The following is a 24,425-nucleotide window of genomic DNA, read 5'->3' as shown; positions in this document are numbered from 1 at the left end:
GGAGTCTTCCCCATTTCCCCAGGTAGATGACGTTGGCTGGGAAATGATGAAGCACACCCGGGGTCTTGTGGCAAGGCCCTGGGTGCGCTATATGTTGGAGTGGGAGGAGAGCAGCGCTCTCCTCTTCTTGCGTTTTCGCGTCGGCTGAGGTCAGGCGCCGGCGAGTTCCTTGACCACGCGGTGCGCGTCGGCCAGCGACTCCACAGCGAGTTCGCGGAACTGGTGCATCTGCGGCACCACGTCCGCCAGCGTCAGCTCGGCGTGCACGAACTCCAGGTTCTGGTCGAGACCGACCATCGACAACACCGCACGCAGGTACGGCTCCTGGAAGTCGAAGCTCTCGCGCGGCGTGCCCGGCTTGTACGAACCACCGCGTGCCGTCACCACGACAACGCGCTTGCCGCCCCACGCGAACGTGCCGTCCTCACGGGCGAAGTGCTCGGAAGTCGCGACCTGGTCGATCCAGGCCTTCAGCGTCGACGGGATCGAGAAGTTGTACATCGGCGCGCCGATGAGGATCACGTCGGCGGCGTCGACCTCGGCGATCAGGTCGGCGGAGATGCCCTGGTCAGTGCCGTCCTTGTGCGGGATCGGCGACGCGTGCAGGTCGCGGTGGACGTAGCCGCCGCCGGGGTTCGCGGCACGCCAGTTCTCGGCGAACGCACCCGAGATCTCGCGGGTGACGGACCCCTCGTACCGAATGCTCGTGTCGAGGTGAAGCAGATTGGTCATACTCGGAACATACGAGTGAAGAACTTCCGAGTCAAGATGTTCTTAGTCAAGAACATCTCCTTCCGGAGGTAGGATGGAACACATGGAGGAGCAGCCAGAACTCATCGAAGCCTGCTTGCAGAAGTGGGACATCAACTGGTTGCTGCACCGTGCCGCCCAGCGCGTCGGGGCCGCGTTCGCCGAGGAGATCACGAAGTTCGGGGTGTCGCTGCGCGGTCAGCTCGTGCTCCAGGCGCTCGCCACCGAGGAGGCCCAGCGCACCCAGCTCAAGCTCGGCGCGATGCTCGGCCTCGACAAGACCACGCTGACCAGCGAGCTCGACAAGCTGGAGCGGGCGGGCCTCGTCATGCGCGTGCCCGATCCGAACGACCGGCGCGTGCGCACGCCGATGATCACCGACAAGGGCCTCGAGTTGCAGAAGAAGGCGGGTGACGCGCTCGCCGAGGTCGAACGCGCCCTCCGCTCCCGCTTCACGCCCGAGGAGATGGCCGTCCTCCGCAAAGCCCTGCAGGACCTCTCGCTCGGCGAGGGCCCAGTGCACGGCTCCTGCATCTAGGCAAGATCTCCCAGGTCGGCTTTCCGCAACTGCTCCGCCGTGACGGTCGCCTGCGCGTCCACCAGCGCCTTCAACGCCGTGCCGTGATCCCAGACGTTGACGTTCATCGCCGCCCGCAGCCGTCCGTCGCGCAGCCAGAACGCGACGAACTCCCGCGACGCGACGTCGCCGCGCACGACCAGTTCGTCGTCCGGGCCGGCGAGGCCGCGGTACTCCATGCCCAGGTCGTACTGGTCGGTGAAGAAGTACGGCGACTTCAGGTACGGCTCGTCCAGCCCGATCAGCGACCCCGCCACGTGCGTGCCCTGGTCCTTCGCGTTCGCCCAGTGCTCGACGCGGACGCGGTGGCCGTAGCGCGGGTGGTCCTGCGCCGCGACGTCGCCGGCCGCGAAGACGTCGGGGGCGGACGTGCGCAACGTGGCGTCGACCGCGATGCCACCGTCGGTCAGTTCCAGACCGGCGGCTTCGGCCAGCTCAAGTCGTGGCGTCGCTCCCACCGCCAGGACCGTGACGTCCGGGATCAGTTCGGTGCCGTCGTCCAGCCGCACACCGGACGGCGAGAAGCTCGCGACACCGGTGCCCAGCTTGAACTCCACGCCGTGCTCCTCGTGCAGGCCGCGGAACATCGCGCCCATCTCGGCGCCCAGCACGCGCACCAGCGGTTCGGCCAGCGGGTCGACCACCGTGACGCGGCAGCCGTGGGCGCGGGCGGCGGACGCCACCTCGCAGCCGATCCAGCCCGCGCCGACGATCACGACGTGCCTGCCCTCGCGCAACGCCGGCTTCAGCGCCAGCGAATCGTCCAGCGTGCGCAGCACATGTCCTTGGGCGCCAGGCAGAACGCGCGGCCGCGAGCCGGTCGCGAGCAGGAGCCGGTCGTAGGGGCGCACTGCTCCATCCGAGTCGACGATCGTGTGGTCGCCGGGCCGCAGCTCCAGGACGGACACTCCGAGCTGGAGGTCGATCTCGTTGTCGGAGTAGAAGCCCGGCTCGTGCACCCACGCGGGTTCCGCGGCCTTGCCGAGCAGCACGTCCTTGGACAGCGCGGGAAGTTCGTACGGGCGATGGAGCTCGGTGCCGAACATGGTGATCCTGCCGCCGTAGCCGCGGTCTCGGAGCGCTCCCGCCGCGGAGGCACCGGCGAGGCCGGTACCGACGATCACAATGCGTTGCGGTTCCGCCATTTTCACCCCTCCAGGTGACCTGGTCTCGTACCGCATGCGACGCTATCCGCAGCTCGGCGCGGTCGCCGGACGGACAACGCCGAACTCCGTCATGACCGGCGGTGACGCGCGTCTCTCTGACGCGAGCGCCGGAACACCGGGCCGGCGCGCCGAGTGAGCTGGAGGAAGAAACCCGTGGGAGCAAAAGAGGAGTGGCAGGTGAGCTGCCGCGACATCGCTTCGCGCCGACGGGACATGACGGTGTTCGTCAGCCAGGGGCACATAGTGATCACCGTGCCGCCGGGGGAGGCCGCCGTGCTGACGCCACTGGAGGTGGGCCGTCTGCGGGCGGCGTTGCGCGACGCCGTCGTGAGCGCGTCCAACACCGACATGTGACCGCCGTCACAGCATTACCTACTCGTCAGTAGACAGCTGGCAGAGTGGGTCGCATGGTGACCCGCGTGCTGCTGACCCTGGTCAAAGCCGGCGTGATCCGGCCGTTGGGCCCGCGAGGGCTCGCCGGCACTGTGCGCGGGTATCTGCATTGGAACATCACCCTCGCGTGGGGCTACCAAACCGGCGCGGGACGGCACCCGGACCGCGCGGCGATCATCGACGACGATGGCGTGCTCACGTACGCGGAAGTGAACGAGCGCACGAGCAGGCTCGCGCATGCTTTCCACCCAGGGGAACGCGTCGGCCTGCTGTGCCGCAACGGCCGCGCCTTCATCGAGACGATGACCGCGTGCACGAAGATCGGCGCGGACGCCGTGCTGCTCAACACCGGCCTGAGCAAGGGACAACTGGCCCAGGTCGCCCAGGACCAGAAGATCGGCAGGATCGTCGCCGACCGCGAGTTCGCCGAGGTCCTGCCGGACCTGCCGACGTTCTTCACCGACGAGCTCGAGTCGCTGATCGCCAACGGGCCCACGAGGTCACTCCCCCGCAGGCCCCCGCGCGGCCGGCTGATCATCCTCACGTCCGGCACCACCGGCACGCCGAAGGGCGCCCGCAGGCCGGAGCCCGCGAGCCTCGCGCCCGCCGCCGCGCTGCTGTCCCGGATCCCGCTGCGGCACGGCGACGTCATCTCCATCACCTCCCCGCTCTTCCACGCCTGGGGCCTCGCCGCGTTCCAGCTCGGGCTCGTGCTCGGCGCCACCCTCGTGCTGCGCCGCAGGTTCGACCCGGCGCAGGCGCTGAAGGACGCCGACAGGTGCACCGCGATGTTCGTGGTTCCCGTGATGCTGCAACGCATGCTGGATGTGGAGCACCGGCCGAAGCTGCGGATCATCGCGTCCAGCGGCTCCGCCCTGCCACCGAAGGTCGCCGCCCGCACGCTGTCGGAGTTCGGCCCGGTGCTCTACAACCTCTACGGCTCAACGGAAGTGAGCTGGGCGAGCATCGCCACGCCCGAGGAGATGCTGCGCGAGCCGGGCACGGCCGGAAAACCGCCACTCGGCACCAGACTGGCCATTGTGGATGATCAGGGCGAACCCGTGACACCGGGCGAGACCGGACGGATCTTCGTCGGCAACGAGATGCTGTTCGACGGCTACACCAACGGCACCAGCAAGGAGTCGTTGAACGGCCTGATGTCGACCGGTGATCTCGGCTATCTCAAGGACGGCTTGCTGTTCGTGGCCGGCCGCGACGACGAGATGATCGTCTCAGGTGGCGAGAACGTGTACCCGCACGACGTCGAGGACCTCCTCTCGACGCTGGACGGCGTCACGGAGGTGGCGGTGCTCGGCGTGCCGGACGACGAGTGGGGCCAGCGCCTCGCCGCGTTCGTCGTCGGCGCCGAAACCCTGACGGCCGAACAGATACGTGAACATGTGAAGGCGAACCTGGCGCGGTACTCCGTTCCCCGGGATGTTTTCTTCGTCAACGAGTTGCCGCGCAACGCAGCCGGAAAAGTGTTGAAACGTCAGTTGCGCGAGCACCACTAGAGTCGGCCTCCGAATGAGGGGGCTCGACCATGACGGTTCCCGGCAGGACCGCGGATCCGCGATCCAACGCCGTGCACAACCTGCGCGAGGCACGGATAGCGCTGGACGAGGGCAGACCAGGCGAGGCCCTGGAGTACGCGGAGAAGGCCGTGGCCGCGTACTCGTGGCTGGACGACGCGGAGGGCGTGGCCGAAGGCGTCCTGGCGCAGTCGGTGGCGCTCGGCAAGCGGGGACTGTGGCCCAGCGCCCTCGACACGATCGACAAGGTGCAGGCGATCGCGGCGGCGAACCGCCACATCGGACTCCAGGCGCGGTGCAGTTTCTCCCGTGCCGTGGTGGAACTTCGGCTCGACTCGCGCGAGCGGAGCTTCAACTCCTTCGCCCGCGCGCTGGGCCTCGCGGAGCTCACCGGCGACAACGAGCTGATCGGCTCGGTGCTGTTCGAACAGGCGCGGGTGATGCGCATGCAGTACCACGAGCACTGCATGATCCGCACCCAGGAGAACCGCTGCAGCCTCGACGGGGAGCCCTGCGTGCGCAAGCTCCGCCGCGCGGAAGCGTTGTGCGCTCAGGTGCGCGACCGGTGGAAGACCCTCGGCGACCCGGTGCGGATGGCGATGGTCAACGTGCTGCTGACACACGTGCGCATCGATCTGGGTGAACTTGACCGCGCGCACCGCAGCTGGCAGCGCGCTGACCAGTTGCTTGCCGGAAGGAACCGCCCGGTGGCACGGGCGGAGGCGCTGATGGCACGTGCGCGGCTCAGCGGCGCGCGGGCGCGCTACCCCGAGCAGATCGCCCAGCTCTCCCAGGCCGCGGAACTGGCGATGAGCTGTCTGGCACGGGAAGTGGCGGTGCACGCGCACCAGCAGCTGAGCGAGGCGCACGAACGGACCGGGGATCTCGAACGGGCGCTGCGCCACGCGCGGATGCAGTTGGAGCAGTACCGCCTGTGGGAGCTGCAGGAGGGCCGCGATCTGCTGCGGATGCGCGAGCACGACCTGTCGTCACGGCTCGTGGAACAGTTGGCGCACAGGCGTTTCGAGCCCAAGCGGGAGAACGCGGTGGTGCGCGTGCCGAAGGCGGGCGAACTGCACGAGACCGGCACCGCGGAACACACGAACGCCCGGATCGCGCGCGCATTGCGAGCAGGACTCACCAAACGCGGCATCGAGGTGCTGCGGCTCGTGGCCGCCGGGGCGAGCACCGCGATGATCGCGGAGTCGCTCGGCCTGTCCCCCAAGACCGTGCAGAACCACCTCCAGCGCATCTACACGACCCTTGACGTCAACGGCCGCGCTGGAGCCATCGTCTGGTGGATGAACCTGACCGCCGGCCAGTAATGCATAGTCAAGCTATTGACAATTAGCCCGAGCGGACAGGGTGTCCATCGCCCGTTCGGCCGCTTGTCGCGGACGGGGAACTGCCGGTTCCCGGGTGTTCTACCCACACACACGCGGTTGAATTGGGTGATGTGATCGGTAACTGGTCTGTGTCATGCTCCGTTAACAACGTGTCCGGTTGCTGAGCGAGGGGCGGTCATGGGGAGGCAACGCCGCCGAGTGGTCGCGTCAGTGCTTTCGGAGCGCGATACGTGCCACGTCCCGCCACAGCAACGGGTCGACGCCCTCGGGGTTGATGTGTTCCAACAACGCGGCCAGCGCCGTACGCGCGTCGCCGGCGCCGTCCGGATCGACCTCGTCCGCCGCCCGCACGAGCAGCAGGTGGCACCGCAGCTGCTGTTCGGCGTCGAGCTGTCCGGTGGCGAGCGCGACCTCCGCCAGTTCCCGGGCCCGGTCGACCTCTCCTTCGCGCAACGCCAGCTCCGCGCGCAACGCATGGGCGTGCGCGAGCAGCCCGTCCGGCCGGCGCATCGCGGCGACCGTCGTCTCCACCTCGTCCAGCAACGCGACCACCTCGTCGAGGTTCGCGCCCGGCGTGCGCAACGCGATGGACGCCCCGGCCAGACGGACCCGGCAGCGGTACTCGGGATCGCCGTCGAAGTCGTCCAGCAGCGCGACGGCCTCGCGGATGCAGTGCGCGGCCTCCATCCGGTCCCCCAGGCGATCCGCGACCTTGGCGCGCACCCACCAGGTGGAGATCGCGAGCCGGTCGCGGCCGAGTTCGGGCAGCCGCACGGAAAGCTGGTCCACGATCTGTTCGGCATCGGCCAGGCGTCCGGCCACGGTGAGCTCCGCACACAGCGCGATCAGAGCGCGCGTGTGCACGCGACGCACCCGTTCGCCGTCACCGCTCGCCAGCTCGACGGCCTCGGTCGCGGCCCGCACGGATTCGGCCGTCCGGGCGAGGCGCCGCAACGAGGATGCGCGCAGGATCTCCACCAGCGCGTCCACCGCCGGACCGGGAGACCACGACTTGCGCAGCTTCGCCGCCGCCAGCAGCAGACCCTCGTGGTCACGCTGCCGCGCGAGCATCACCAGGCGCGTCCAGCGCACGCACCAGCCGAACATCTCCTCGTCCGTCCGCTTTCCCAGCGTTTCCAGCAGATCGACGGCCAGCACCAGGTCGCCGTCGTGGTAGGCCAGCAGCGCCTCGCACCACGCCAGCGCCTCGTCCTGCATGGCGGTGCGGTCCTCGTCGACCACCAGCTCGGACGGGTCGACGCCGAGCACCTCGGCGAGCCGGCGGACGACGGTGGGCGACGGAACGCGTTCACCGGACTCGAGCCGGGACACGTAGCTCATGGAGACACCGGGGCACGCGAGGTCCTTTTGCGACAAACCGCGTTGCAGCCGGACCGCCCGCAACCGCGCACCGAACCTCGTCAACGACTTCCTGCCCTCATCCACGGCCGCCACCTAACGAAGGAGCCCCTCAATGAAGTTGAACACTATCGCTCGAAGCATCGCGGCCGTGATCCTCAGTTTGGGAGCGCTGCTGGCGATGACCGGTGCGGCATCGGGTGACAATTCCGACGTCTTCACGCCGCCGTACTGCGCCCAGCCCTGACCGGTTCGCGTGAGCCGGGGTGGTCCTGCCTCCCTCGCAAGCAGGACAACCCCGGCCACCGACACACCATTTGACGCACCTGGCCACACCACCAGGTACGGGTGAGGCACCCTTGTGGGGTGACTCTGCAACTGCGCACGCCTCGTCACCAGGTGAGCCCGAAGTCCGTCCTGCTGTGGACGATGCAGGCCGCCCTCTTCTGGCTCGTGCTCTTCGTGCCCCAGCTGGTCGTGTTCCTGCTGGTGGACGAGCCGCCGACGTGGGAGCTCGTGCTCCTGATCGCCACGCTGGTCGTCGGGATCGTGCACACCGCGGTCGAACCGAGCTGGCGCTACCGCGTCCACCGCTGGGAGACCACGCCGGACGCCGTCTACACCCTCTCCGGCTGGCTGAGCCAGGAGTGGAGAGTCGCACCGGTGTCGCGGATCCAGACGATCGACACGAAACGCGGGCCGTTCCAGCAGATGCTCGGCCTGTCCACGGTCACGGTGACGACGGCGTCGGCCGCCGGTCCGGTGGAGATCGAGGGCCTGGAGCACGAGGTCGCGCAGAGGCTCGTGGTGGAACTGACCAACACCACCCAGGCCACCCCCGGTGATGCCACGTGAGCACTCCTTCGGAGGTGCCGGCCGGGCTTCCTGCCGCACCGGAGTTCGTCGAGCCGCTGCAGGAGTGGCACCGCCTGCACGTGCGGATGCTGGTCGTGCGGCCGCTCAACGAGGGCCTCGCGATGCTGGTACCGATCCTCATCCTGCTGTTCACCGGCAACGGCGAGAAGTGGCGGCTCATCGCCAGCGGCGCGACGGCGGCGGCGATCCTCGGGTTCAGCTATCTCATCTGGCGCACCACGAGGTACCGCATCACCGACGACCAGGTCGAGCTGCACACGGGACTGCTGACCCGCAAGCAGCTCGCGGTGCCGCGTGATCGCATCAGGACGGTCGACCTCACCTCCAAGCCGGGCCACCGGATCTTCGGGCTCTCGGCGGTGCGGATCGGCACGGGCCAGCAGGACGTTCCCGGCACGGACGGCCTGACGCTCGACGCGGTGACGAAGCAGGAGGCCGAACGGCTGCGGTTGTTGTTGCTGCAGAAGGGAGTCACGCCCAAGGCAGCTGCTGAGGGCGAGCACGCGGAGCCGGTTGCCGTGCCCGAGTCCGAGGTCATCTCGCAGCTCGACCTGAAGTGGCTGAAGTTCGCGCCGCTGTCGTTGTCCGGCCTCGTCGCGATCGGTGCCGTGTTCGGCGTGCTGTCCAACTACGCCGACGACCTGGGCCTGCACCCGGTGCAGGACCTGTGGGAGTGGCTGTTCGGGAACCCGAGTCTCGCGCTCTTCGCCGGGTTCCTGATCGTGCTGGCCGTGGTCGGGCTGGTGCTGTCGATCCCGCTCTACATCCTGCAGTTCTGGAACTACCGGCTGACCCGCGAGCCGGACGGAACCCTGCGCGTGCAACGGGGTCTGCTCACGACCCGCTCGGTCTCGGTGGAGGAGCAACGCCTGCGCGGCGTCGACATCCAGGAACCACTGCTGGTGCGCGCCGGCAAGGGCGCGAAGCTCGCCGCGGTGACCACGGGCCTGGGCTCGAAGGGCGAGAGCAACCTGCTGCTGCCGCCCGCGCCGTTGTCGGTGGCGCACCAGGTGTCACGGGACGTGCTGAAGGTCGGCAGCGACCCGACGACGCTCCGGCTCCGCAAGCATCCGTTCGCCGCGTTGCGCCGCAGCGTCTTCCGGCACGTGCTGCCGTGGGCCGTGATCGCGGCAGGCCTCGCGCTCTGGGCGCCGTCGTGGGCATGGCCCATCCCGGTGGCGATCATCCCGTTCGCCGCGCTGGTCGGCTGGGACAACTACCGGTCGCTCGGCAACGCCCTGGACGAGCGCTATCTGGTGACGCGCAACAATTCTCTCGTGCGCAGCACCGTCGCGTTGCAGCGCACCGGCATCATCGGCTGGCGCATCCAGCGGTCGTTCTTCCAGCGTCGCAGCGGTTTGATGACGATCGGCGCGACCACGGCGGCGGGTGCGGGCATCTACCACGTGACGGACGTCGGCGAGTCGCACGGGCTCGCGCTCGCCGACGAGGCCGTGCCGGACCTGCTGCGCCCGTTCCTGATCGACTCCACTGTGGACGGTCAAGCCGAGCGGAACGCCTGACGGTAGGCGGTCGGCGAGATGCCGACCGAGGCGGCCAGCTGCTGCCGCAGAGCCGCGCCGGTGCCGAAGCCGGCGTGGTTAGCGACCTGGTCGATCGGCAGGTCGGTGGACTCCAGCAGGTGCCGGGCGCGGTCGACGCGCTGCTGCGTCAGCCACTGCCCCGGCGACATGCCTGTCTCCGCGCGGAACCGGCGGGTGAACGTCCGCACGCTCATCCGCACCTGCGCGGCCATCGCGGCGAGGTCGAGCGGCTCTTGGAGCCGTTCCAACGCCCATTCGCGGGCCAACGCGGTCGAGGTGTCCGGGTAGTCCGGTACCGGCCGGTCGACGAACTGGGACTGCCCACCCTGCCGCCACGCCGGGACGACGCAGTAGCGGGCGACCCAGTTCGCCACCTCGCTGCCGTGGTCGGACCTGATGACGTGCAGGCACAGATCGATGCCCGCCGCGACCCCCGCGGACGTCAGCACGTCGCCGTCGTCGATGAACAGCACGTCCGGGTTGAGGCGCACCTTCGGGTAGAGCGCGCTGAACTGGTCGGTCGTCTTCCAGTGCGTGGTCGCGGGCCTGCCGTCGAGCAGCCCGGCGGCGGCGAGCACGAACGCGCCGGTGCAGATCGACATGATCCGCGGGGCGTTCGTCGTCGTGAGCGCCTCCAGGACCGCGGGTTCGAGCCGGCCCTCGCGCGCCGGTTGGTAGTGGGTGCCCGGCACGAGCACCGTGTCCGCGTCCTTGAGCACCTCCAGGCCGTGGTCGGGCGCGATGGTGAAGCCGCCGGTGGTCGGGATCGGGCGGCGGTCCGGCGAGCAGACGACGACCTCGTACCTGTCTTCCAGCCGCGCGAACATGTGCGTCGAGCTGCCGATGTCGAACGCGACGGACTTCTCGAGCGCGAGGACGGCGATCCGGTGCATGGCCTGATTCTTTCACATGTTGGCCATCGGGCCACTGGTCGCCGGGTCGCCCGTCGCCGAATCTTGTCGGCGTGAGACTGCATTGGGCCTGGGTTGTCGCAGGCGTGTCCTTCATCGCCCTGGTGGGCGCCGCGTCGTTCCGGGCCGCGCCGGGTGCGTTGATCGAGCCGTTGCGGGCGGAGTTCGGCTGGACGACCGGCACGATCTCGCTCGCCATCTCGATCAACCTGTTGCTGTTCGGGCTGACCGCGCCGTTCGCGGCCGCGCTGATGGACAGGTTCGGCGTGCGGATCGTGGTCACCAGCGCGTTGACGATGGTCGCGATCGGCAGCGGACTGACCGTGTTCATGACCGCGTCCTGGCAGCTGATCATGCTCTGGGGCGTCGTGGTCGGTGTCGGCACCGGTTCGATGGCGCTGGCGTTCGTGGCGACGATCACCGGACGCTGGTTCGTGCAGCACCGCGGCCTGGTCACGGGCGTGCTGACGGCGGGTGGCGCGGCCGGCCAGCTGGTGTTCCTGCCTACGGTGGCCTGGCTGTCCGAGTCCTACGGCTGGCGGTACGCGTCGCTGGTGATCTGCATCGCCGCGCTGGCCGTCGTGCCGCTGGCGGGGTTCTTCCTGCGCGAGTACCCGCGGGACGTCGGGCTGCTGCCGCTCGGCGCGACCGAGGACACTCCGCCGCCGCCGTCCGGTGGCGCGGCCAAGCGTGCTCTGGGTGCGTTGGCCACGGCGGCCAGGACGCGGCCGTTCTGGTTGCTGGCCGGTGGTTTCGCGATCTGCGGCGCGTCCACGAACGGTCTGGTGGGCACGCACTTCATCCCCGCCGCGCACGACCACGGCATGCCGACCACGACCGCCGCCGGGCTGCTGGCGCTGGTCGGCGTGTTCGACATCGTGGGCACCATCGCGTCCGGCTGGCTGACCGACCGCGTCGACTCACGGCTGCTGCTGGCGGGCTACTACGCGTTGCGCGGCCTCTCGCTGATGCTGCTGCCACAGCTGTTCGGCGAGTCGGCGCACCCGTCGATGCTGGTGTTCATCATCTTCTACGGCCTGGACTGGGTCGCGACGGTGCCGCCGACCGTGGCGTTGTGCCGTCAGTACTTCGGTATGTCCGGCCCTGTCGTGTTCGGCTGGGTGTTCGCGTCGCACCAGCTCGGCGCGGCCGTCGCGGCCTCGGCGGCCGGGCTCACCCGCGACCACCTGGGCAGTTACGACCTGGCCTGGTACGTTGCGGGTGCCCTGTGCATCGGCGCGGCCGTGCTGTCAGCGTCGCTTGCGCGAGGTCCCGAAGATGCCGCGCGTGATCTCGCGCGCCAGGGCGCTGCCCGCTGACCGCAGGAACGACTTCACGGCGCTGTTGCCCAGCACCTTCTCGACGAGCCCCGGGTCCTCCTTCTCCTGTCGCTGGACAGGGGCGTCCGGGGCTCGTTCTTCTTCCTGTGCCGGCGCGACCTTCGCCATCAGCTGCTCGTAGGCCGACTCGCGGTCCACGGTCTCCGAGTACTTGCCGTGCAGGTCCGACGCCTGGGCCGCCTGCTTGATCGCGTCGTTGCCGATGGTGTCCATCAACGAGCGCGGCGCCCGCAGGCGGGTCCACGCGACCGGCGTCGGCGCGCCCTTCTCGCTCAGCACGGTGATGATCGCCTCGCCGATGCCGAGCGACGTGAGGGCCTTCTCCAGGTCGTAGTGCGGCGTCGTCGGATACGTCTTCACGGTGCGTGCCAACGCCTTCTGGTCGTCGGGCGTGAACGCGCGCAGTGCGTGCTGAACGCGCGCGCCGAGCTGCGACAGCACGTCGTTCGGGACGTCGGTCGGCAGCTGCGTGCAGAAGAAGACGCCGATGCCCTTGGACCGGATGAGCTTCACGGTCTGCGTGATCTGGTCGAGGAACGCCTTGGAGGCGTTGGAGAACAGCAGATGCGCCTCGTCGAAGAAGAAGACGAGCTTGGGCTTCTCGACATCGCCCTCCTCGGGCAGCGTCTCGAACAGCTCGGCCAGCAGCCACATCAGGAACGTGGAGAACAGCGCGGGGTTGCCCTGCAGCTCGGCCAGTTCCAGCAGGCTCACGACGCCCTTGCCGTCGCGCTGCCGCATCAGGTCGGCCGGGTCGAGCTCCGGTTCGCCGAAGAACCTGTCGCCGCCCTGCGCCTCCAGGTTGACCAGCGCCCGCAGGATCACACCGGCCGTGGAGGTGGAGACACCGCCGATGCCCTTCAGGTCCTCCTTGCCCTCGTCGCCCGTGAGGTGCTGGATGACGCTGCGCAGGTCCTTGGTGTCGAGCAACGGCAGGCCGCGGCTGTCGGCCCAGTGGAAGATCAGCCCGAGCGTCGACTCCTGGGTGTCGTTCAGGCCCAGCACCTTCGACAGCAGGATCGGCCCGAAGCTCGTGATCGAGGCGCGCAGGGGAACGCCGACACCGCCCGTGCCGATCGACAGGAACTGCACGGGGTACGACTTCGCCTGCCAGTCGTCACCGGTGTCCGCGGCCCGGGCCCTGATCCTGTCGCCGTCCTCGCCCTGCCGCGCCAGACCGGACAGGTCGCCCTTCACGTCCGCCATCAGCACGGGGACGCCGTTGTCCGACAGCTGTTCGGCGAGCAACTGGATGGTCTTCGTCTTGCCGGTTCCCGTTGCGCCCGCGACAAGTCCGTGGCGGTTGACCATGGCCAGCGGGATGCGGACGTGGGCGGTCGGCTCGACGCTCCCGCCGACCAGCACGGCGCCGAGTTCGATGGCCGCGCTCTCCGACGCATATCCAGCAGCGATCTCAGCTTGAGCCGTCATGCACGAGGAGCGTAATCAGGTTGCCGCACGCCGCCACTCGAAGTTGAGGCTCCGCGCAGTAATGTTCCGGTCGTGATGGATCGTCTGGTGTGGATCGACTGCGAGATGACCGGACTCGACTTGGGCAAGGACGCTCTGATCGAGATCGCGGCACTGGTCACGGACGCCGAGCTCAACGTGCTCGGCGACGGCGTGGACATTGTGATCCACGCGGATGACGACGTGCTCGCCTCGATGCCGGAGGTCGTCATGCAGATGCACGCCAAGTCGGGCCTGACCGAGGAGGTGCGCGCGTCCGCGGTGTCCCTGGAAGAGGCCGAGGCCGCTGTGCTGGCCTACATCAAGGAGTGGGTCCCCGACCCGCGGACCGCTCCCCTGGCCGGCAACTCCATCGCCACGGACCGTGGCTTCATCGCCCGCGACATGCCGGCGCTGGACGCCCACCTGCACTACCGCATGGTCGACGTGTCGTCGATCAAGGAGCTGTGCCGGCGCTGGTACCCGCGCATCTACTACGCGCAGCCCGGCAAGGGCCTCGCGCACCGGGCGCTCGCGGACATCATCGAGTCCATCCGGGAGCTCGCGTACTACCGGCGGACGGCGTTCGTGCCGCAGCCCGGTCCGTCGACCGAGCAGGCCCAGGCCGTCGCCGCTGACCTGCTCAAGAACACCGACTGACCCCCGATTTCAATATCAGTAGCTCTCGTTGCTATGCTTCCTTCGCCGGTCAACGACCAGCAATGGTGGGTGTAGCTCAGTCGGTAGAGCACTGGGTTGTGATCCCAGGTGTCGCGGGTTCAAGTCCCGTCACTCACCCTTTGTCGAAAGGCCTCCGCACCAGCGGGGGCCTTTCTTCACGTTCCGGGAGTTTTCATGACCACGCTCGTCGCCAAGGACCTCGCCGCCGGCCACGGTGACCGCGTCCTCTTCTCCGGACTCGACCTCGTGGTCGCTCCGGGCGACGTCATCGGCCTCGTCGGCGTCAACGGCGCGGGCAAGTCGACGTTGCTGAAGACCCTGGCCGGGCTGATCCCCGCCGAGTCCGGCCGCGTGACGCTGAGCCCGCCCGCCGCCAACGTCGGGCACCTGTCGCAGGAACCCGAACGCCGCGAGGGCGAGACCGTCCGCGACTTCCTGGCCCGGCGCACAGGTGTCGCGGACGCCCAGGCCGCGCTGGACGTGGCCACCGAGGCGCTGACCGCCGGCAACGACGAGGGCTACTCGGACGCGCTCGACCAGTGGCTCGCGCTGGGTGGCGCCGACCTGGAGGAACGGTCGCTCGAAGTCATCGCCGACGTGGGTCTCTCCGTCGGCCTCGACGCGCTGATGACCTCGCTGTCCGGCGGCCAGGCGGCGCGAGCGGGCATGGCGTCGTTGCTGCTCAGCCGCTACGACATCTTCCTGCTCGACGAGCCGACCAACGACCTGGACCTCGACGGCCTGGAGCGGCTGGAGAAGTTCGTCATGGGCCTGCGCGCCGGCACGGTGGTGGTGTCGCACGACCGCGAGTTCCTGGCCCGCACGGTCACGAGCGTGCTGGAGCTCGACCTGCACCAGAACTCCGTGCGCCTGTACGGCGGCGGCTACGAGTCGTACCTCGAGGAGCGCGCACGGTCCCGTCAGCACGCCCGCGACGACTACGACGAGTTCGCGGACACCAAGGCCTCGCTGGAGGCCCGTGCGCGCATGCAGCGGTCGTGGATGGAGAAGGGCGTGAAGAACGCCCGGCGCAAGGCGGGCGACAACGACAAGAACGCCCGCAAGTTCCGTGCCGACGCCACCGAGAAGCAGGCCTCGAAGGCCCGGCAGACCGACCGCATGATCGAACGGCTGGACGTAGTCGAGGAGCCCCGCAAGGAGTGGGAGCTGCGGATGGAGATCGCCGCGGCCCCGCGTTCCGGTGCCGTGGTGGCATCGCTGCGGGCGGCCGTGGTCGAGCGCGGCGGCTTCCGGCTGGGCCCGGTGGACCTGCAGATCGACTGGGCGGACCGGGTCGCGATCACCGGGGCGAACGGCGCGGGCAAGTCGACGCTGCTGGCCGCACTGCTGGGCCGTGCCGAACTGACGTCCGGCTACGCGACGCTGGGCTCCGGCGTCGTGGTGGGCGAGGTGGACCAGGCACGCGGGCTGTTCCTGGGCGATCTGCCGCTGGTCGACGCGTTCGAGGAGGCCGTGCCGGAGATGAACCCGGCCGACGTGCGGACGTTGCTGGCGAAGTTCGGCCTGAAGGCGGCGCACGTGATCCGTCCGGCGGCGTCGCTGTCACCGGGTGAACGGACGCGGGCCGCGCTGGCGTTGCTGCAGGGCCGCGGGGTGAACCTGCTGGTGCTGGACGAGCCGACGAACCACCTCGACCTGGCCGCGATCGAGCAGCTGGAGTCGGCGCTGGAGAACTACCCCGGCACGTTGCTGCTGGTGACGCACGACCGGCGGATGCTGGAGGCGGTGCAGGTGAACCGTCACCTGACCGTGTCGGGCGGTCAGGTGACGGTCTCCTAGAGGTCTAGCGGTTGCCCTGGACCCACGTGGCCCACGGGACCTGCCAGTCGCCGAAGCCGTCCCACGACTCCAGCGGCGGGCCACCGGAGTTGGTGACGATGACGACGTCGCCCTGCTTGCTGTTGTCGAACACCCACTTGGCGTTCTCCGGCGACAGGTTCAGGCAGCCGTGGCTCACGTTGCGCTTGCCCTGGTCGCCGATGGACCACGGCGCGCCGTGGAAGAAGATGCCGCTGTTGGACATGCGGTACGCCCAGTCGACCGGGGTCTTGTAGCCGCCGTTCTCCAGCGCGAGGCCGTACGTGGTCGAGTCCATGATCATGTGGCTGTGCTTCTCCATCAGCACGTAAGTGCCGGTGGGGGTGGCGTCGGCCGGCTTGCCCATGGAGGTCGGCATGGTGCGCACGACCTGACCGTTGATCTTGGTGATCACCTGGTGCGTCTGACCGTCGGCCTCGTGGATGACCTCGTCGCCGACCGTCGTGGTGATCGTGCGGTCTTCCTGGCCGTAGATGCCGTCACCGATGTGCTTGCCGTAGACCTTGATGTTCATCGTGATCTTGGTGCCCGACTTCCAGAACTTCTCCGGACGCCAGTGCACCTCCTTCTTGTTGAACCAGTAGAAGGCGCCCTCGACCTTGGGCTCGGTGGTGATCTCGAGCATCTTCTCGGCCGCGACCTTGTCGGACACCGGCTCGTCGAAGAAGAAGGCGAGCGGCTGCCCGACGCCGATCGTGGTGCCGTCCTGCGGGTTCGTCGACACGTACGTGAGCGTGCGCGGCTTCACCGTGGTGAAGGACGACTCCTTGGTCTCCGCCTTGCCGTCCTCGCCGGTGGCCGTGGCGACCAGCTTGTACGTCTTGGAGTACCCGAGCGGCTCGGTGTTGGTCCACTGCGTCGACTCGGCGTTCATCTTGCCCTCGACGACCTTGCCGTCGGCGTTGGTCAGCTTGACGTCGGTCAGCTTCCCGTCCGCCGCGGTCGCGATGACGGGCAGACCGGGCGCCACGTCGGCCGCGCCGTTGTTCAACGCCAGCGTCAGCGTGACGGGCTTCGGCGGAGGCGGAGGAGCGCTCGACTCCGCGCCGGCACCGGTCACCGCGTCGCCGCCGCCCCCCGAACAGCCTGCGATCAGTATCACAGCGACTCCCGCCGCGACCACCCCAAGACCGCGCCTGCTCCACATCCCCATGGACGTACTTCCGATCTGCTTGTGTCCGCTCCCGAGATCGCCTGCACGAAGGTGTTTTGGCGTCCCCCGATCAGGGGACGACAGGGGGTGGCCCGAAGTTGCGCAAGTGGCCGGATCGTTACTTGGCCGATGCGCCTCCCGACCGGTGCTGACCAGCCGATTGGGAGCGCGCTGAGGCGCTGTGCTAACGTTCTTCACGTCGGAAACGAGCAAGCCTCCGGCACACAAACAAGCGCCGCTAGCTCAGTTGGTTAGAGCAGCTGACTCTTAATCAGCGGGTCCGGGGTTCGAGTCCCTGGCGGCGTACTCCAGAGAAGCAGGTCGAGATTCGTCTCGGCCTGCTTCTCTGCTTTTCCGTGTCGTCATTCTCCGTTTTCGGGGTCAGCAGTCCGAAGCCACCGGTTCGTTCGAGCCGGTGTTGACGAAACCGTCGCTGATCCACTTGCCGTCTTCGAGCCGGTTCCACAGGTCGGTGCGGCCCCAGACACCGTCGACGGCCTCACCGCGGCTGGTGCACGCGATGGACACGACCGCGCCGTCCGCGACCGTGCCCACGACCGAGTAGCTCAGGCCCGGGCCGGACCGCAGGTTCACCGTGCTGTTCGGACCCGCGTCGACCGTGCCGGTGGGCAGGGTCGTGCCGCCACCGCCGTAGTTCGTGATCCGGCCGCCGACGGACACGCGCGTGCTGCCGCGTTGCGCGTAGCCGCCGTACGCCTGCGAGCCTTCGTAGAACGTCCAGCCGCCGATCGTCATCCCGTTGACGCTCACGTGTGTGTTGCCGCGCAGCAACGAGAAGTGCACGTGCGCGCCACTGCTCGAACCGCCGCACGGCAGTTCGTTGCCGATGTTGCCGAGGTACGTGCCGGTGCGCACGGCGCTGCCGTCGGCGAGCGTCGTCAGGTTGTACATGTGGTAGTAGGTGGTGCTGTAACCGTTGTCGTGCACGACTTTCACCAACGCGCTGCGGCCTGCGATGCAGCTCTTGTAGACGCGGCCGGTGCCTGCGGACAGGACTCGGCCGTCGCCGCCGTTGAAGTCGATGGAACTGAACGGCCGGCTGTTGCCGCTGTTGCCGTGCGGACCGCCGCCCATCCACCAGGCCACGTTCACCGGCCACGGCAGGCCGAGGCCGGTGGGTGCGAGCGCCTGTACGCGGTTGTTCTGGTTGGCCGCGAACGTGCGCTTCTCGCCGTCGCTGAGCACGCCGGACGGCGCCTGGGCGGCGAGAGCGGCGAAGCCGGCGGTGCCGTCGAGCTCGACGCGCCACGCAGATCGTTCCTTGCGGGCCAGGAACAACGCCATGTGCGGTGCCCCGTGCTCCTGGCCGTGGGCCATCGGGATGGTGGTACTGCCGAACACCCACGCACCGGACGTGCGGGTCGGCTCGAACAGCGGTTCACGCAAGGTCTGCGTGTCCCACTGCCGCTTCAGCGCGTCGCCGTGCTGCTGGAGCATGGTGGCGCGGACGGTCGTGGCGAGGTCGGTCTCGGCGGCCGTCGCGGACGGCGCGGCCAGCACCGCCACACCGGTCGCGAGTGCGGAGAAAAGCGCGGCGAACCGGCGCGCGGACAACGGACGGGACATGTGCCCTCCAGGGGGAAATCGGCACAGTGCAGGGATTCGGCGGCTCTTGCAGGGGCCGCCGGGCCGATGACATACCGGTGGTCCGACGCGGTCAAGGTCACCTCCGGCGGACGTCCACAACTGTGGAACGCGCCTTCAATACTGTGAAGGGATACCCACCTTCGTCGGTCATTTCGGGCTTGGGCGGCCTTCTAAACTGTTTCTTCCACAGTGGAGGGGGTGGCCGGTGGCCGTTCCGCCCGACGTCGGCCATGAGGTCGAGGTGCTGTTGCACGCCGGTCCGTTCCACGCCGCGTTGCGCGCCGCCATCGAGCGCAGCGGCCTCACGCTGGAACGCCTGCGCGACCGCCTGGATCGCCGGGGCATCCACGTCAGCCTGTCCACGCTGAGCTACTGGCGGCTGGGCCGCAGCCGTCCCGAACGCGCCGACTCGCTGCGCGCGGTCCAGGCCATCGAGACCATCCTCGGCCTGCCGCGGCACTCGCTGGAAGCCCTGCTCGGGCCGCCGCGCCCGCGTGGCAGGTGGGTGACGGAGCAGCGCCAGCCCCGGCGTTATGGACGGATGCTGGAACCCGCGCAGTCGCTGGCGGAGATCGTGGAGGCGCTGGTCGGTCCGTCCGACAGCGACCTGCGCCTGTGGTCGCAGGACGACGCGGCCACAGTGGACCGGCACGGCGCGCTCCGCTCGGTCCACACCAGACAGGTGCTGCGCGCGGTCGCCGGTCACCCCGACCGCTACCTGGCCGTGTACTGCGCCGACGACGGCACGCCACCGGAGGCGCTGGGCGCGGAGGCCGTGCGCAACTGCCGGCTGGGACGCGTGCGCAGGCACCCCGGAGCTCCGGTGATCGCCGCGGAACTGCTGTTCGACCACACCTTGCGCGCGGGCCAGACCCACCTGCTGGAGTACCGCTTCACCATCGCGGAGACAGACGCGGTGGCCAACGACTACCGGCGAGCGTTCCGCTATCCCGTGGGCGCGTACGTGATGAGCGTGCAGTTCACCGAGCCCCGCCTCCCGGTCGGCTGCTACACCCTCGCGCAGGTCGGCGTGGACGCGGCGCTGGTGCGGGGAGACGAACTCGCGCTCTCGCCGGGCCGGGTGCTGCACATGGCGGCGAAGGACGTCCAGCCGGGCGTGCTCGGCATCGGCTGGGACTGGTCCTAGGGTGAGTCCTGCCGGATCGCCTCAAGCCCGGCCAGGACTGAGGGAGACACAGTGCCCGACCTGCACGCGCTCTACCGCGATCTGCACGAGCACCCCGAACTGTCGCTGCAGGAGTTCCGCACGGCCGGCGTGCTCGCGGATGCGTTGCGGCCGTTGGGCTACGACGTCACCACCGAGGTCGGCGGCACGGGTGTGGTGGGCGTGCTGCGCAACGGCGACGGCCCGGTCGTGATGCTCCGGGCGGACATCGACGCGCTGCCCGTGCAGGAGACGACGGGATTGCCTTACGCCTCAACGGCCCGTGCGACCAATTCGGACGGTGAGGACGTGCCGGTGGCGCATGCGTGCGGGCACGACATGCACGCCACGTGCCTGATCGGGGCGGCCGAACGCTTGTCGCAGACGCGCGAGGAGTGGTCGGGGACGCTGCTCGTGGTGTTCCAGCCGGCGGAAGAGCTGGGCCGTGGCGCGCGGAACATGGTCGAGGACGGCCTGTTCGACCGGTTCGGCAAGCCGGAGGTCGTGCTGGCGCAACACGTCAGCCCGTTGCCCGCCGGGATGATCGCGTACGGCAGCGGTCCGCTGATGGCGGCCTCCGACTCGGTCCGCGTCACGTTGTTCGGGCGCGGCGGCCACGGTTCGGCGCCGGAGACCGCGATCGATCCGGTGCTGATGGCCGCGCATACCGTCGTGCGCCTGCAGGGCATCGTCGCGCGCGAGGTCGCGCCGTCCGAACGTGCCGTCGTCACGGTCGGGCGGCTGCAGGCGGGCACGAAGGAGAACGTCATCCCGGAGACAGCCGAGATCGGCGTCAACATCCGGACGTTCAACGAGCACATCCGCGGCATCGTCCGGACCGCCGTCGAACGGATCGTGCGCGCCGAGGCCGCCGCGTCCGGGGCACCGCGCGAACCCGAGTTCGACTGGTACGACGGCACTCCGGTGCTCGTGTCCGACCCGGACGCGACCACGAGGACGATGGCCGCGTTCGCCGAGCACTTCGGCAAAAGCAACCTGATCCCCGGCGCGGTCGTCAACGCCAGCGAGGACGTCGGCGTGTTCGGCACGGCCGCAGGCGTGCCGACCGTGTTCTGGTTCCTCGGCGGCACCGATTTCAGCACCCGCGAACCCGGTCAGCCCGTCGCGATGAACCACTCCCCCGAGTACGCGCCGGACGTCGAGCCGACGCTGACCACCGGGGTCGACGCGCTGGTCGTGGCCGCGCGGACGTGGCTCGGCTAACGGGCGGCGATTCCGTCGTACATGACGCGCCGCAGCGCTTCGCTCTGCGCGGCCTGGGCTTCCGGCGTGCGCAGTGAGGAGATCGCGGTGCCGAGGATCATGCCGTTGATGGCCCTGGCGGTGTTGCCGACGTCGAGGTCGGAGCGCAGGTAGCCCAGCTCGACGCCGTGTGAGAGATAGGCGGACGTCAGCGCGGCGGCCAGGTCGAACAGGTCGAGGATCCGTTCGGCCATGGCCCGGTCGATGCCGGGGGCCTCGAACAGCAGCAGCCGCGGCACGCGCGGGTCCTCGCCGAAGATCCGGCCGAGCGCCTCGCCGATGCGTGCGGACTGCTCGCGGTACTCGGCGAGCGTCGACACCGCGTCCGGGGCGTTCTCCGCCGTGAGGGCCCCGGTGATGCGGCCGACCAGGTCGTCGACGACGTGGTCGACGATGTCCCGCTTGTTCTGGAAGTAGCGGTAGAACGTGCCGTGCCCGATGCCGAGCCGCGTGGCCACGTCGGCGATCCCGGTGGCGTGGTAGCCGCGTTCGGCGAAGCAGTCGAAGGCCGCGTCGATGATCTCCCGGCGCAGCTCCTGCTTCTTGCGCTCCGCACGGCTGACGGGTTCGGCACTGGACGTCATGGCTCAAGTCTATGACCAGCGGAGTCTTGCGATCACCCGCGAAACTGACATACGGTTCCGAAACTGACATTCGGTTCCGCTCAGCGCAGGAGGTCGGGAATGGCTCCGCAGTACGACGCGGTCGTGGTCGGTGCCGGATTCGGCGGCATGGGCGCGGCGATCGAACTCAAGCGGCTCGGGCTGCACGACCTGCTGATCCTGGAACGGGAGGACGACCTCGGCGGCACCTGGCACGTGAACCGCTATCCGGGGCTCGCCGTCGACATCCCGTCCTCGACGTACTCGTACTCGTTCGAGCCGAATCCGCACTGGTCACGGCTGTTCGCGCCGGGTGCCGAGCTCAAGCGGTACGCCGAGCACGTGGCGGTGAAGTACGGGCTGCGGCCGTTGATGCGCTTCGGCGTGACGGTGAACGGCGCTCGCTGGCGGGATGATCACTGGGAGGTCGTCGCCGGCGAGGAGACCTTCACCGCGCGGTACCTCGTGACCGCCACCGGGTTCCTGTCGATGCCGAAGACGCCGGACATCGCGGGCATCGAGTCGTTCCAGGGCGAGGTGGTCCACACCGCCGCCTGGGAGCCCTGTCACCTGGCCGGCAAGAGGGTGGCGGTCATCGGCACGGGCGCCACCGCCGTGCAGCTGATTCCCGAACTGGCCCGGCAGGCCTCCGCGCTGACCGTCTACCAGCGCACGCCGATCTGGGTCAGCCCGAAGCCGGACTACCCGATCCCCCCTGCCGTCAGGACGTTGTTCGCACGGCTGCCGTTCGCGCAGCGGGCCGTGCGATGGCTGGGCAGTGCGGTCCTCGAACTGATGATGATCTCGGGAGTGGTGCGGTACAAGCAGTTGCGGGTGGTGAACCGGCTGGCCGAGCGGTGGTGCCGCCTGCACCTGCGCCGGCAGGTCCGCGATCCGGAACTGCGGCGCAGGCTCACACCGGACTACTCGTTCGGCTGCAAGCGGCCCACCTTCTCCAACGACTACTTCCGCACGTTCACCCGGCCGCACGTGCGACTCGAGACGTCGGCGATCGAGCGGGTCGACGCGTCCGGAATCGTCACGGCGGAGGGCAGGGCCGAGGTCGACGTTCTCGTGCTGGCAACGGGGTTCGACCTGTGGGACACCAACTTCCCGGCGTTCGAGGTGATCGGCCGTGAGGGCAGGGACCTGGGCGCGTGGTGGCGGGAGAACCGGTTCCAGGCCTACGAGGGCGTGACGGTGCCGGGGTTCCCGAACTACCTGTCGCTCAACAGTCCGTACTCCTACAGCGGGTTGTCGTACTTCACGACGATCGAGTGCCAGATGACCCACATGCGGCGGCTGTTCACGGCGATGCGCTCACGTGGTTCGTCGGTCTTCGAGGTCACGCGGCGGGCCAACGACGAGTTCCTCGACCGGATGCGCGCCAAGGTCGTGCAGAACACGGTGTTCTCGCTCGGTCAATGCGCCACCGCGCGCAGCTACTACTTCAACCAGCACGGTGAAGCCACGTTGCTGCGGCCGACCTCGACGATGAGCGCACACCGTGCCGCGAACAGCTTTCCGTTGTCGGACTACGACTTCTCGCCGATCCGCGTCACTCGGACAGGCAGAGCAGGTGACCCTGCGGGTCGGCCAGGACGGTCCACTGCCCCTCGCCCGGCTGGAAATCCGGTTTCGTAGCACCGAGTTCCAGCAACTGCTTGACGGCGAGCGCGACGTCCTCGACGTGGAAGTCGAGGTGTGCCTGCTTGTCCGAACCGGGCCACGCGGGCGGCCGGTAGTCCGGCACGCGGACGAGCGCGAGCTGGACGCCATCCTCGCCGAGGTAGGCGGAATCGTCGTCGCCGGAGGTGACCTTCCACCCCGTGACCGCGCGGTAGAACTCGGCCAGCGGGCCGGGATCGGCGCAGTCGAGGACGATCGTGGTGAGCTGCGCGAGTGCGGGCATGTTCCGCTCCTTCTGGGTTGGTGCGCACCAGCCTGCGCCGCGACCGCCTCCCGGGTCTTGAACATCCTTGCGCCGAAAATTGTCAGACCCCGCCTCTAACCTGAGTGAGTGCTGTCCTTCAACGCTCTCGCGGCCCGTCCGGAGTTCACCGTGTCCTCGGTGGACTGCCGCGACGACCACCGCGGCTGGTCGGCCGAGCAGCCGCGCGCGGACATGCGGCTCGTCCTCGTGCGCGGTGGCAGGTTCCGCCGCCGCGTCCGTGGTGTGAGCACCGATTTGGACCGCACGATCGGTTATCTCGGGTTACCCGGCGAGGAAGAGCAGTTCTCCCACCCCGCCGGCGGCGACGCGTGCACGTCGATCAGCGTGCGATCCGACCTGTGGCGTTCCTTGGCAGGCGACACACCGAGGTTCGCCGGGTCGTCGCTGTACGTGGACGGCCGGCTCGACCTGGCCCACCGGCGGCTTCTCGCGGCCGCGCGTGACGACGGGACCGAGGAGCTGGTGGGCCTGGTGGCACAGGCCGTCCAGCAGGTCGTCACCACTGCGGCTCCGGACGGTGGCGGCGACGAGGCGTTGGTGGCCAAGGCTCGTGGCGTGATCGGCGACGACCACCCGGCCGCCTCGGGACTGATCCCGCTCGCCGGTCTCCTGGGCGTCTCGCCGTACCGGTTGAGTCGTGCCTTCACCCGCACGCTGGGGGTGTCGCTGACCCGCTACCGCAACGGCGTTCGCGTCTCCCGTGCGCTGGACCGTCTGGAGGAGGGCGAACCCAGCCTCGCCGCGCTCGCCGCCGACCTCGGGTTCGCCGACCAGGCACACCTGTGCCGCACGGTGCGCGACCACCTCGGCCACACGCCGACCGCGCTGCGCAGGCTCCTCGGGCCAGATCGAGTCGTTCGTGATCGACGACACGGCGGTGACCCTGAGCCGAAACTCTTAGTCTGAGCGCCTCGACG

At 69.1% G+C, this 24,425-nt stretch carries 23 protein-coding genes and 2 tRNA genes; 16 read left to right on the top strand and 9 right to left on the bottom strand.

The features are described from left to right. Positions 1 to 150 precede the first annotated feature (150 nt). Positions 151 to 732, bottom strand: a complete 582-nt coding sequence (locus BLR21_RS27645; protein WP_030481170.1) for an FMN-dependent NADH-azoreductase — start codon at positions 730 to 732, stop codon at positions 151 to 153. Between the two features lie 82 nt (positions 733 to 814). Here BLR21_RS27645 and BLR21_RS27640 point away from each other — a divergent pair, with 82 nt between their 5' ends. After that, positions 815 to 1,288: a MarR family winged helix-turn-helix transcriptional regulator gene (locus BLR21_RS27640; RefSeq protein WP_176929817.1), complete on the top strand. Its 474-nt coding sequence runs from the start codon at positions 815 to 817 to the stop codon at positions 1,286 to 1,288. Here BLR21_RS27640 and BLR21_RS27635 read toward each other — a convergent pair. Next, positions 1,285 to 2,472 (bottom strand): NAD(P)/FAD-dependent oxidoreductase, encoded by a 1,188-nt coding sequence (locus BLR21_RS27635; RefSeq protein WP_090010115.1) that lies wholly within the window; start codon positions 2,470 to 2,472, stop codon positions 1,285 to 1,287. The two genes, BLR21_RS27640 and BLR21_RS27635, sit on opposite strands and share 4 nt — an antisense overlap. A 174-nt stretch (positions 2,473 to 2,646) precedes the next feature. On the opposite strand from BLR21_RS27635, the gene BLR21_RS27630 reads away from it, so the two are divergent. The 3 genes from BLR21_RS27630 to BLR21_RS43250 are packed head-to-tail and all read left to right on the top strand — an operon-like array spanning position 2,647 to position 5,743. After that, complete coding sequence (locus BLR21_RS27630; protein WP_090010112.1) at positions 2,647 to 2,847, top strand: hypothetical protein; 201 nt, start codon at positions 2,647 to 2,649, stop codon at positions 2,845 to 2,847. 53 nt (positions 2,848 to 2,900) lie between these two features. Beyond that, complete coding sequence (locus BLR21_RS27625) at positions 2,901 to 4,400, top strand: AMP-binding protein (protein ID WP_176929816.1); 1,500 nt, start codon at positions 2,901 to 2,903, stop codon at positions 4,398 to 4,400. A 29-nt stretch (positions 4,401 to 4,429) separates the two neighbouring features. After that, positions 4,430 to 5,743 carry a response regulator transcription factor gene (locus BLR21_RS43250; RefSeq protein ID WP_218130973.1) on the top strand — a complete coding sequence of 438 codons (1,314 nt, stop codon included), beginning with the start codon at positions 4,430 to 4,432 and terminating at the stop codon, positions 5,741 to 5,743. Between the two features lie 228 nt (positions 5,744 to 5,971). On the opposite strand, the gene BLR21_RS27615 is transcribed toward BLR21_RS43250, so the two are convergent. Continuing rightward, positions 5,972 to 7,210, bottom strand: a complete 1,239-nt coding sequence (locus BLR21_RS27615) for a helix-turn-helix domain-containing protein (RefSeq protein ID WP_176929815.1) — start codon at positions 7,208 to 7,210, stop codon at positions 5,972 to 5,974. A gap of 28 nt (positions 7,211 to 7,238) precedes the next feature. On the opposite strand from BLR21_RS27615, the gene BLR21_RS44020 reads away from it, so the two are divergent. The 3 genes from BLR21_RS44020 to BLR21_RS27605 all read left to right on the top strand — a co-directional run bounded on the left by BLR21_RS44020 (position 7,239) and on the right by BLR21_RS27605 (position 9,522). Further along, a complete protein-coding gene (locus BLR21_RS44020; protein ID WP_256334975.1) occupies positions 7,239 to 7,370 on the top strand; it encodes a hypothetical protein in 132 nt (43 codons plus the stop codon). Between the two features lie 125 nt (positions 7,371 to 7,495). Then, positions 7,496 to 7,978, top strand: a complete 483-nt coding sequence (locus tag BLR21_RS27610; RefSeq protein WP_476737559.1) for a PH domain-containing protein — start codon at positions 7,496 to 7,498, stop codon at positions 7,976 to 7,978. Then, complete coding sequence (locus BLR21_RS27605; RefSeq protein WP_256334974.1) at positions 7,975 to 9,522, top strand: PH domain-containing protein; 1,548 nt, start codon at positions 7,975 to 7,977, stop codon at positions 9,520 to 9,522. The genes BLR21_RS27610 and BLR21_RS27605 overlap by 4 nt, the downstream gene beginning before the upstream one ends. Here BLR21_RS27605 and BLR21_RS27600 read toward each other — a convergent pair. Continuing rightward, positions 9,501 to 10,436, bottom strand: a complete 936-nt coding sequence (locus BLR21_RS27600; protein ID WP_090010107.1) for a GlxA family transcriptional regulator — start codon at positions 10,434 to 10,436, stop codon at positions 9,501 to 9,503. The two genes, BLR21_RS27605 and BLR21_RS27600, sit on opposite strands and share 22 nt — an antisense overlap. A 77-nt stretch (positions 10,437 to 10,513) precedes the next feature. On the opposite strand from BLR21_RS27600, the gene BLR21_RS27595 reads away from it, so the two are divergent. Further along, positions 10,514 to 11,773 carry an MFS transporter gene (locus BLR21_RS27595; protein WP_090010541.1) on the top strand — a complete coding sequence of 420 codons (1,260 nt, stop codon included), beginning with the start codon at positions 10,514 to 10,516 and terminating at the stop codon, positions 11,771 to 11,773. Here BLR21_RS27595 and BLR21_RS27590 read toward each other — a convergent pair. Further along, complete coding sequence (locus BLR21_RS27590; protein ID WP_090010104.1) at positions 11,705 to 13,225, bottom strand: helicase HerA-like domain-containing protein; 1,521 nt, start codon at positions 13,223 to 13,225, stop codon at positions 11,705 to 11,707. The two genes, BLR21_RS27595 and BLR21_RS27590, sit on opposite strands and share 69 nt — an antisense overlap. A 72-nt stretch (positions 13,226 to 13,297) precedes the next feature. Between BLR21_RS27590 and orn the strand changes: the two genes are divergently transcribed. The 3 genes from orn (at position 13,298) to BLR21_RS27575 (ending at position 15,724) form a co-directional block, all read left to right on the top strand. Continuing rightward, a complete protein-coding gene (orn, locus tag BLR21_RS27585) occupies positions 13,298 to 13,903 on the top strand; it encodes an oligoribonuclease (protein ID WP_030481159.1) in 606 nt (201 codons plus the stop codon). 65 nt (positions 13,904 to 13,968) lie between these two features. Continuing rightward, positions 13,969 to 14,041 (top strand) — tRNA-His (locus tag BLR21_RS27580). Between the two features lie 57 nt (positions 14,042 to 14,098). After that, the gene (locus tag BLR21_RS27575; protein WP_090010102.1) at positions 14,099 to 15,724 is read left to right on the top strand and encodes an ABC-F family ATP-binding cassette domain-containing protein; all 1,626 of its coding nucleotides are present in this window, start codon (positions 14,099 to 14,101) and stop codon (positions 15,722 to 15,724) included. A gap of 4 nt (positions 15,725 to 15,728) precedes the next feature. Here BLR21_RS27575 and BLR21_RS27570 read toward each other — a convergent pair whose 3' ends face one another. Further along, complete coding sequence (locus BLR21_RS27570) at positions 15,729 to 16,865, bottom strand: L,D-transpeptidase (protein ID WP_338061072.1); 1,137 nt, start codon at positions 16,863 to 16,865, stop codon at positions 15,729 to 15,731. Between the two features lie 283 nt (positions 16,866 to 17,148). Here BLR21_RS27570 and BLR21_RS27565 point away from each other — a divergent pair. Then, a tRNA-Lys gene (locus tag BLR21_RS27565) sits at positions 17,149 to 17,222 on the top strand. Between the two features lie 75 nt (positions 17,223 to 17,297). On the opposite strand, the gene BLR21_RS27560 is transcribed toward BLR21_RS27565, so the two are convergent. Then, on the bottom strand, positions 17,298 to 18,503 hold the full coding sequence (locus BLR21_RS27560; RefSeq protein ID WP_090010096.1) for a M23 family metallopeptidase: 1,206 nt from the start codon (positions 18,501 to 18,503) through the stop codon (positions 17,298 to 17,300). Between the two features lie 226 nt (positions 18,504 to 18,729). On the opposite strand from BLR21_RS27560, the gene BLR21_RS27555 reads away from it, so the two are divergent. Together BLR21_RS27555 and BLR21_RS27550 are read left to right on the top strand one after the other, a co-directional pair. After that, complete coding sequence (locus BLR21_RS27555) at positions 18,730 to 19,671, top strand: hypothetical protein (RefSeq protein ID WP_218130972.1); 942 nt, start codon at positions 18,730 to 18,732, stop codon at positions 19,669 to 19,671. A 51-nt stretch (positions 19,672 to 19,722) separates the two neighbouring features. After that, positions 19,723 to 20,913: an amidohydrolase gene (locus BLR21_RS27550; RefSeq protein ID WP_256334972.1), complete on the top strand. Its 1,191-nt coding sequence runs from the start codon at positions 19,723 to 19,725 to the stop codon at positions 20,911 to 20,913. On the opposite strand, the gene BLR21_RS27545 is transcribed toward BLR21_RS27550, so the two are convergent. After that, positions 20,910 to 21,536: a TetR/AcrR family transcriptional regulator gene (locus BLR21_RS27545; protein WP_090010087.1), complete on the bottom strand. Its 627-nt coding sequence runs from the start codon at positions 21,534 to 21,536 to the stop codon at positions 20,910 to 20,912. The genes BLR21_RS27550 and BLR21_RS27545 overlap by 4 nt on opposite strands. Positions 21,537 to 21,635: 99 nt before the next feature. Here BLR21_RS27545 and BLR21_RS27540 point away from each other — a divergent pair, with 99 nt between their 5' ends. Further along, the gene (locus BLR21_RS27540) at positions 21,636 to 23,198 is read left to right on the top strand and encodes a flavin-containing monooxygenase (RefSeq protein WP_090010084.1); all 1,563 of its coding nucleotides are present in this window, start codon (positions 21,636 to 21,638) and stop codon (positions 23,196 to 23,198) included. Here BLR21_RS27540 and BLR21_RS27535 read toward each other — a convergent pair. After that, complete coding sequence (locus tag BLR21_RS27535; protein WP_090010082.1) at positions 23,113 to 23,466, bottom strand: VOC family protein; 354 nt, start codon at positions 23,464 to 23,466, stop codon at positions 23,113 to 23,115. The genes BLR21_RS27540 and BLR21_RS27535 overlap by 86 nt on opposite strands. A gap of 108 nt (positions 23,467 to 23,574) precedes the next feature. On the opposite strand from BLR21_RS27535, the gene BLR21_RS27530 reads away from it, so the two are divergent. Continuing rightward, positions 23,575 to 24,414 (top strand): helix-turn-helix domain-containing protein, encoded by an 840-nt coding sequence (locus tag BLR21_RS27530; protein ID WP_090010080.1) that lies wholly within the window; start codon positions 23,575 to 23,577, stop codon positions 24,412 to 24,414. Positions 24,415 to 24,425: the final 11 nt, after the last annotated feature.

The organism is Lentzea albidocapillata subsp. violacea (genome assembly GCF_900100275.1).
Taxonomy (GTDB): Bacteria; Actinomycetota; Actinomycetes; order Mycobacteriales; family Pseudonocardiaceae; genus Lentzea; species Lentzea violacea.
The sequence above is the reverse complement of the archived record's forward strand: the minus strand, read 5'-3'. Positions and strand labels throughout refer to the sequence as shown.

Excerpts from the sequence above, each read along its gene's own strand:
- BLR21_RS27590 (WP_090010104.1), bottom strand. The coding sequence starts at position 13,225 with ATGACGGCTCAAGCTGAGATCGCTGCTGGATATGCGTCGGAGAGCGCG.
- BLR21_RS27625 (WP_176929816.1), top strand. The coding sequence starts at position 2,901 with ATGGTGACCCGCGTGCTGCTGACCCTGGTCAAAGCCGGCGTGATCCGG.
- BLR21_RS27645 (WP_030481170.1), bottom strand. The coding sequence starts at position 732 with ATGACCAATCTGCTTCACCTCGACACGAGCATTCGGTACGAGGGGTCC.
- BLR21_RS27640 (WP_176929817.1), top strand. The coding sequence starts at position 815 with ATGGAGGAGCAGCCAGAACTCATCGAAGCCTGCTTGCAGAAGTGGGAC.
- BLR21_RS27540 (WP_090010084.1), top strand. The coding sequence starts at position 21,636 with ATGGCTCCGCAGTACGACGCGGTCGTGGTCGGTGCCGGATTCGGCGGC.
- BLR21_RS27635 (WP_090010115.1), bottom strand. The coding sequence starts at position 2,472 with ATGGCGGAACCGCAACGCATTGTGATCGTCGGTACCGGCCTCGCCGGT.
- BLR21_RS27560 (WP_090010096.1), bottom strand. The coding sequence starts at position 18,503 with ATGTCCCGTCCGTTGTCCGCGCGCCGGTTCGCCGCGCTTTTCTCCGCA.
- BLR21_RS27535 (WP_090010082.1), bottom strand. The coding sequence starts at position 23,466 with ATGCCCGCACTCGCGCAGCTCACCACGATCGTCCTCGACTGCGCCGAT.
- BLR21_RS27575 (WP_090010102.1), top strand. The coding sequence starts at position 14,099 with ATGACCACGCTCGTCGCCAAGGACCTCGCCGCCGGCCACGGTGACCGC.
- BLR21_RS27545 (WP_090010087.1), bottom strand. The coding sequence starts at position 21,536 with ATGACGTCCAGTGCCGAACCCGTCAGCCGTGCGGAGCGCAAGAAGCAG.
- BLR21_RS44020 (WP_256334975.1), top strand. The coding sequence starts at position 7,239 with ATGAAGTTGAACACTATCGCTCGAAGCATCGCGGCCGTGATCCTCAGT.
- BLR21_RS43250 (WP_218130973.1), top strand. The coding sequence starts at position 4,430 with ATGACGGTTCCCGGCAGGACCGCGGATCCGCGATCCAACGCCGTGCAC.
- BLR21_RS27600 (WP_090010107.1), bottom strand. The coding sequence starts at position 10,436 with ATGCACCGGATCGCCGTCCTCGCGCTCGAGAAGTCCGTCGCGTTCGAC.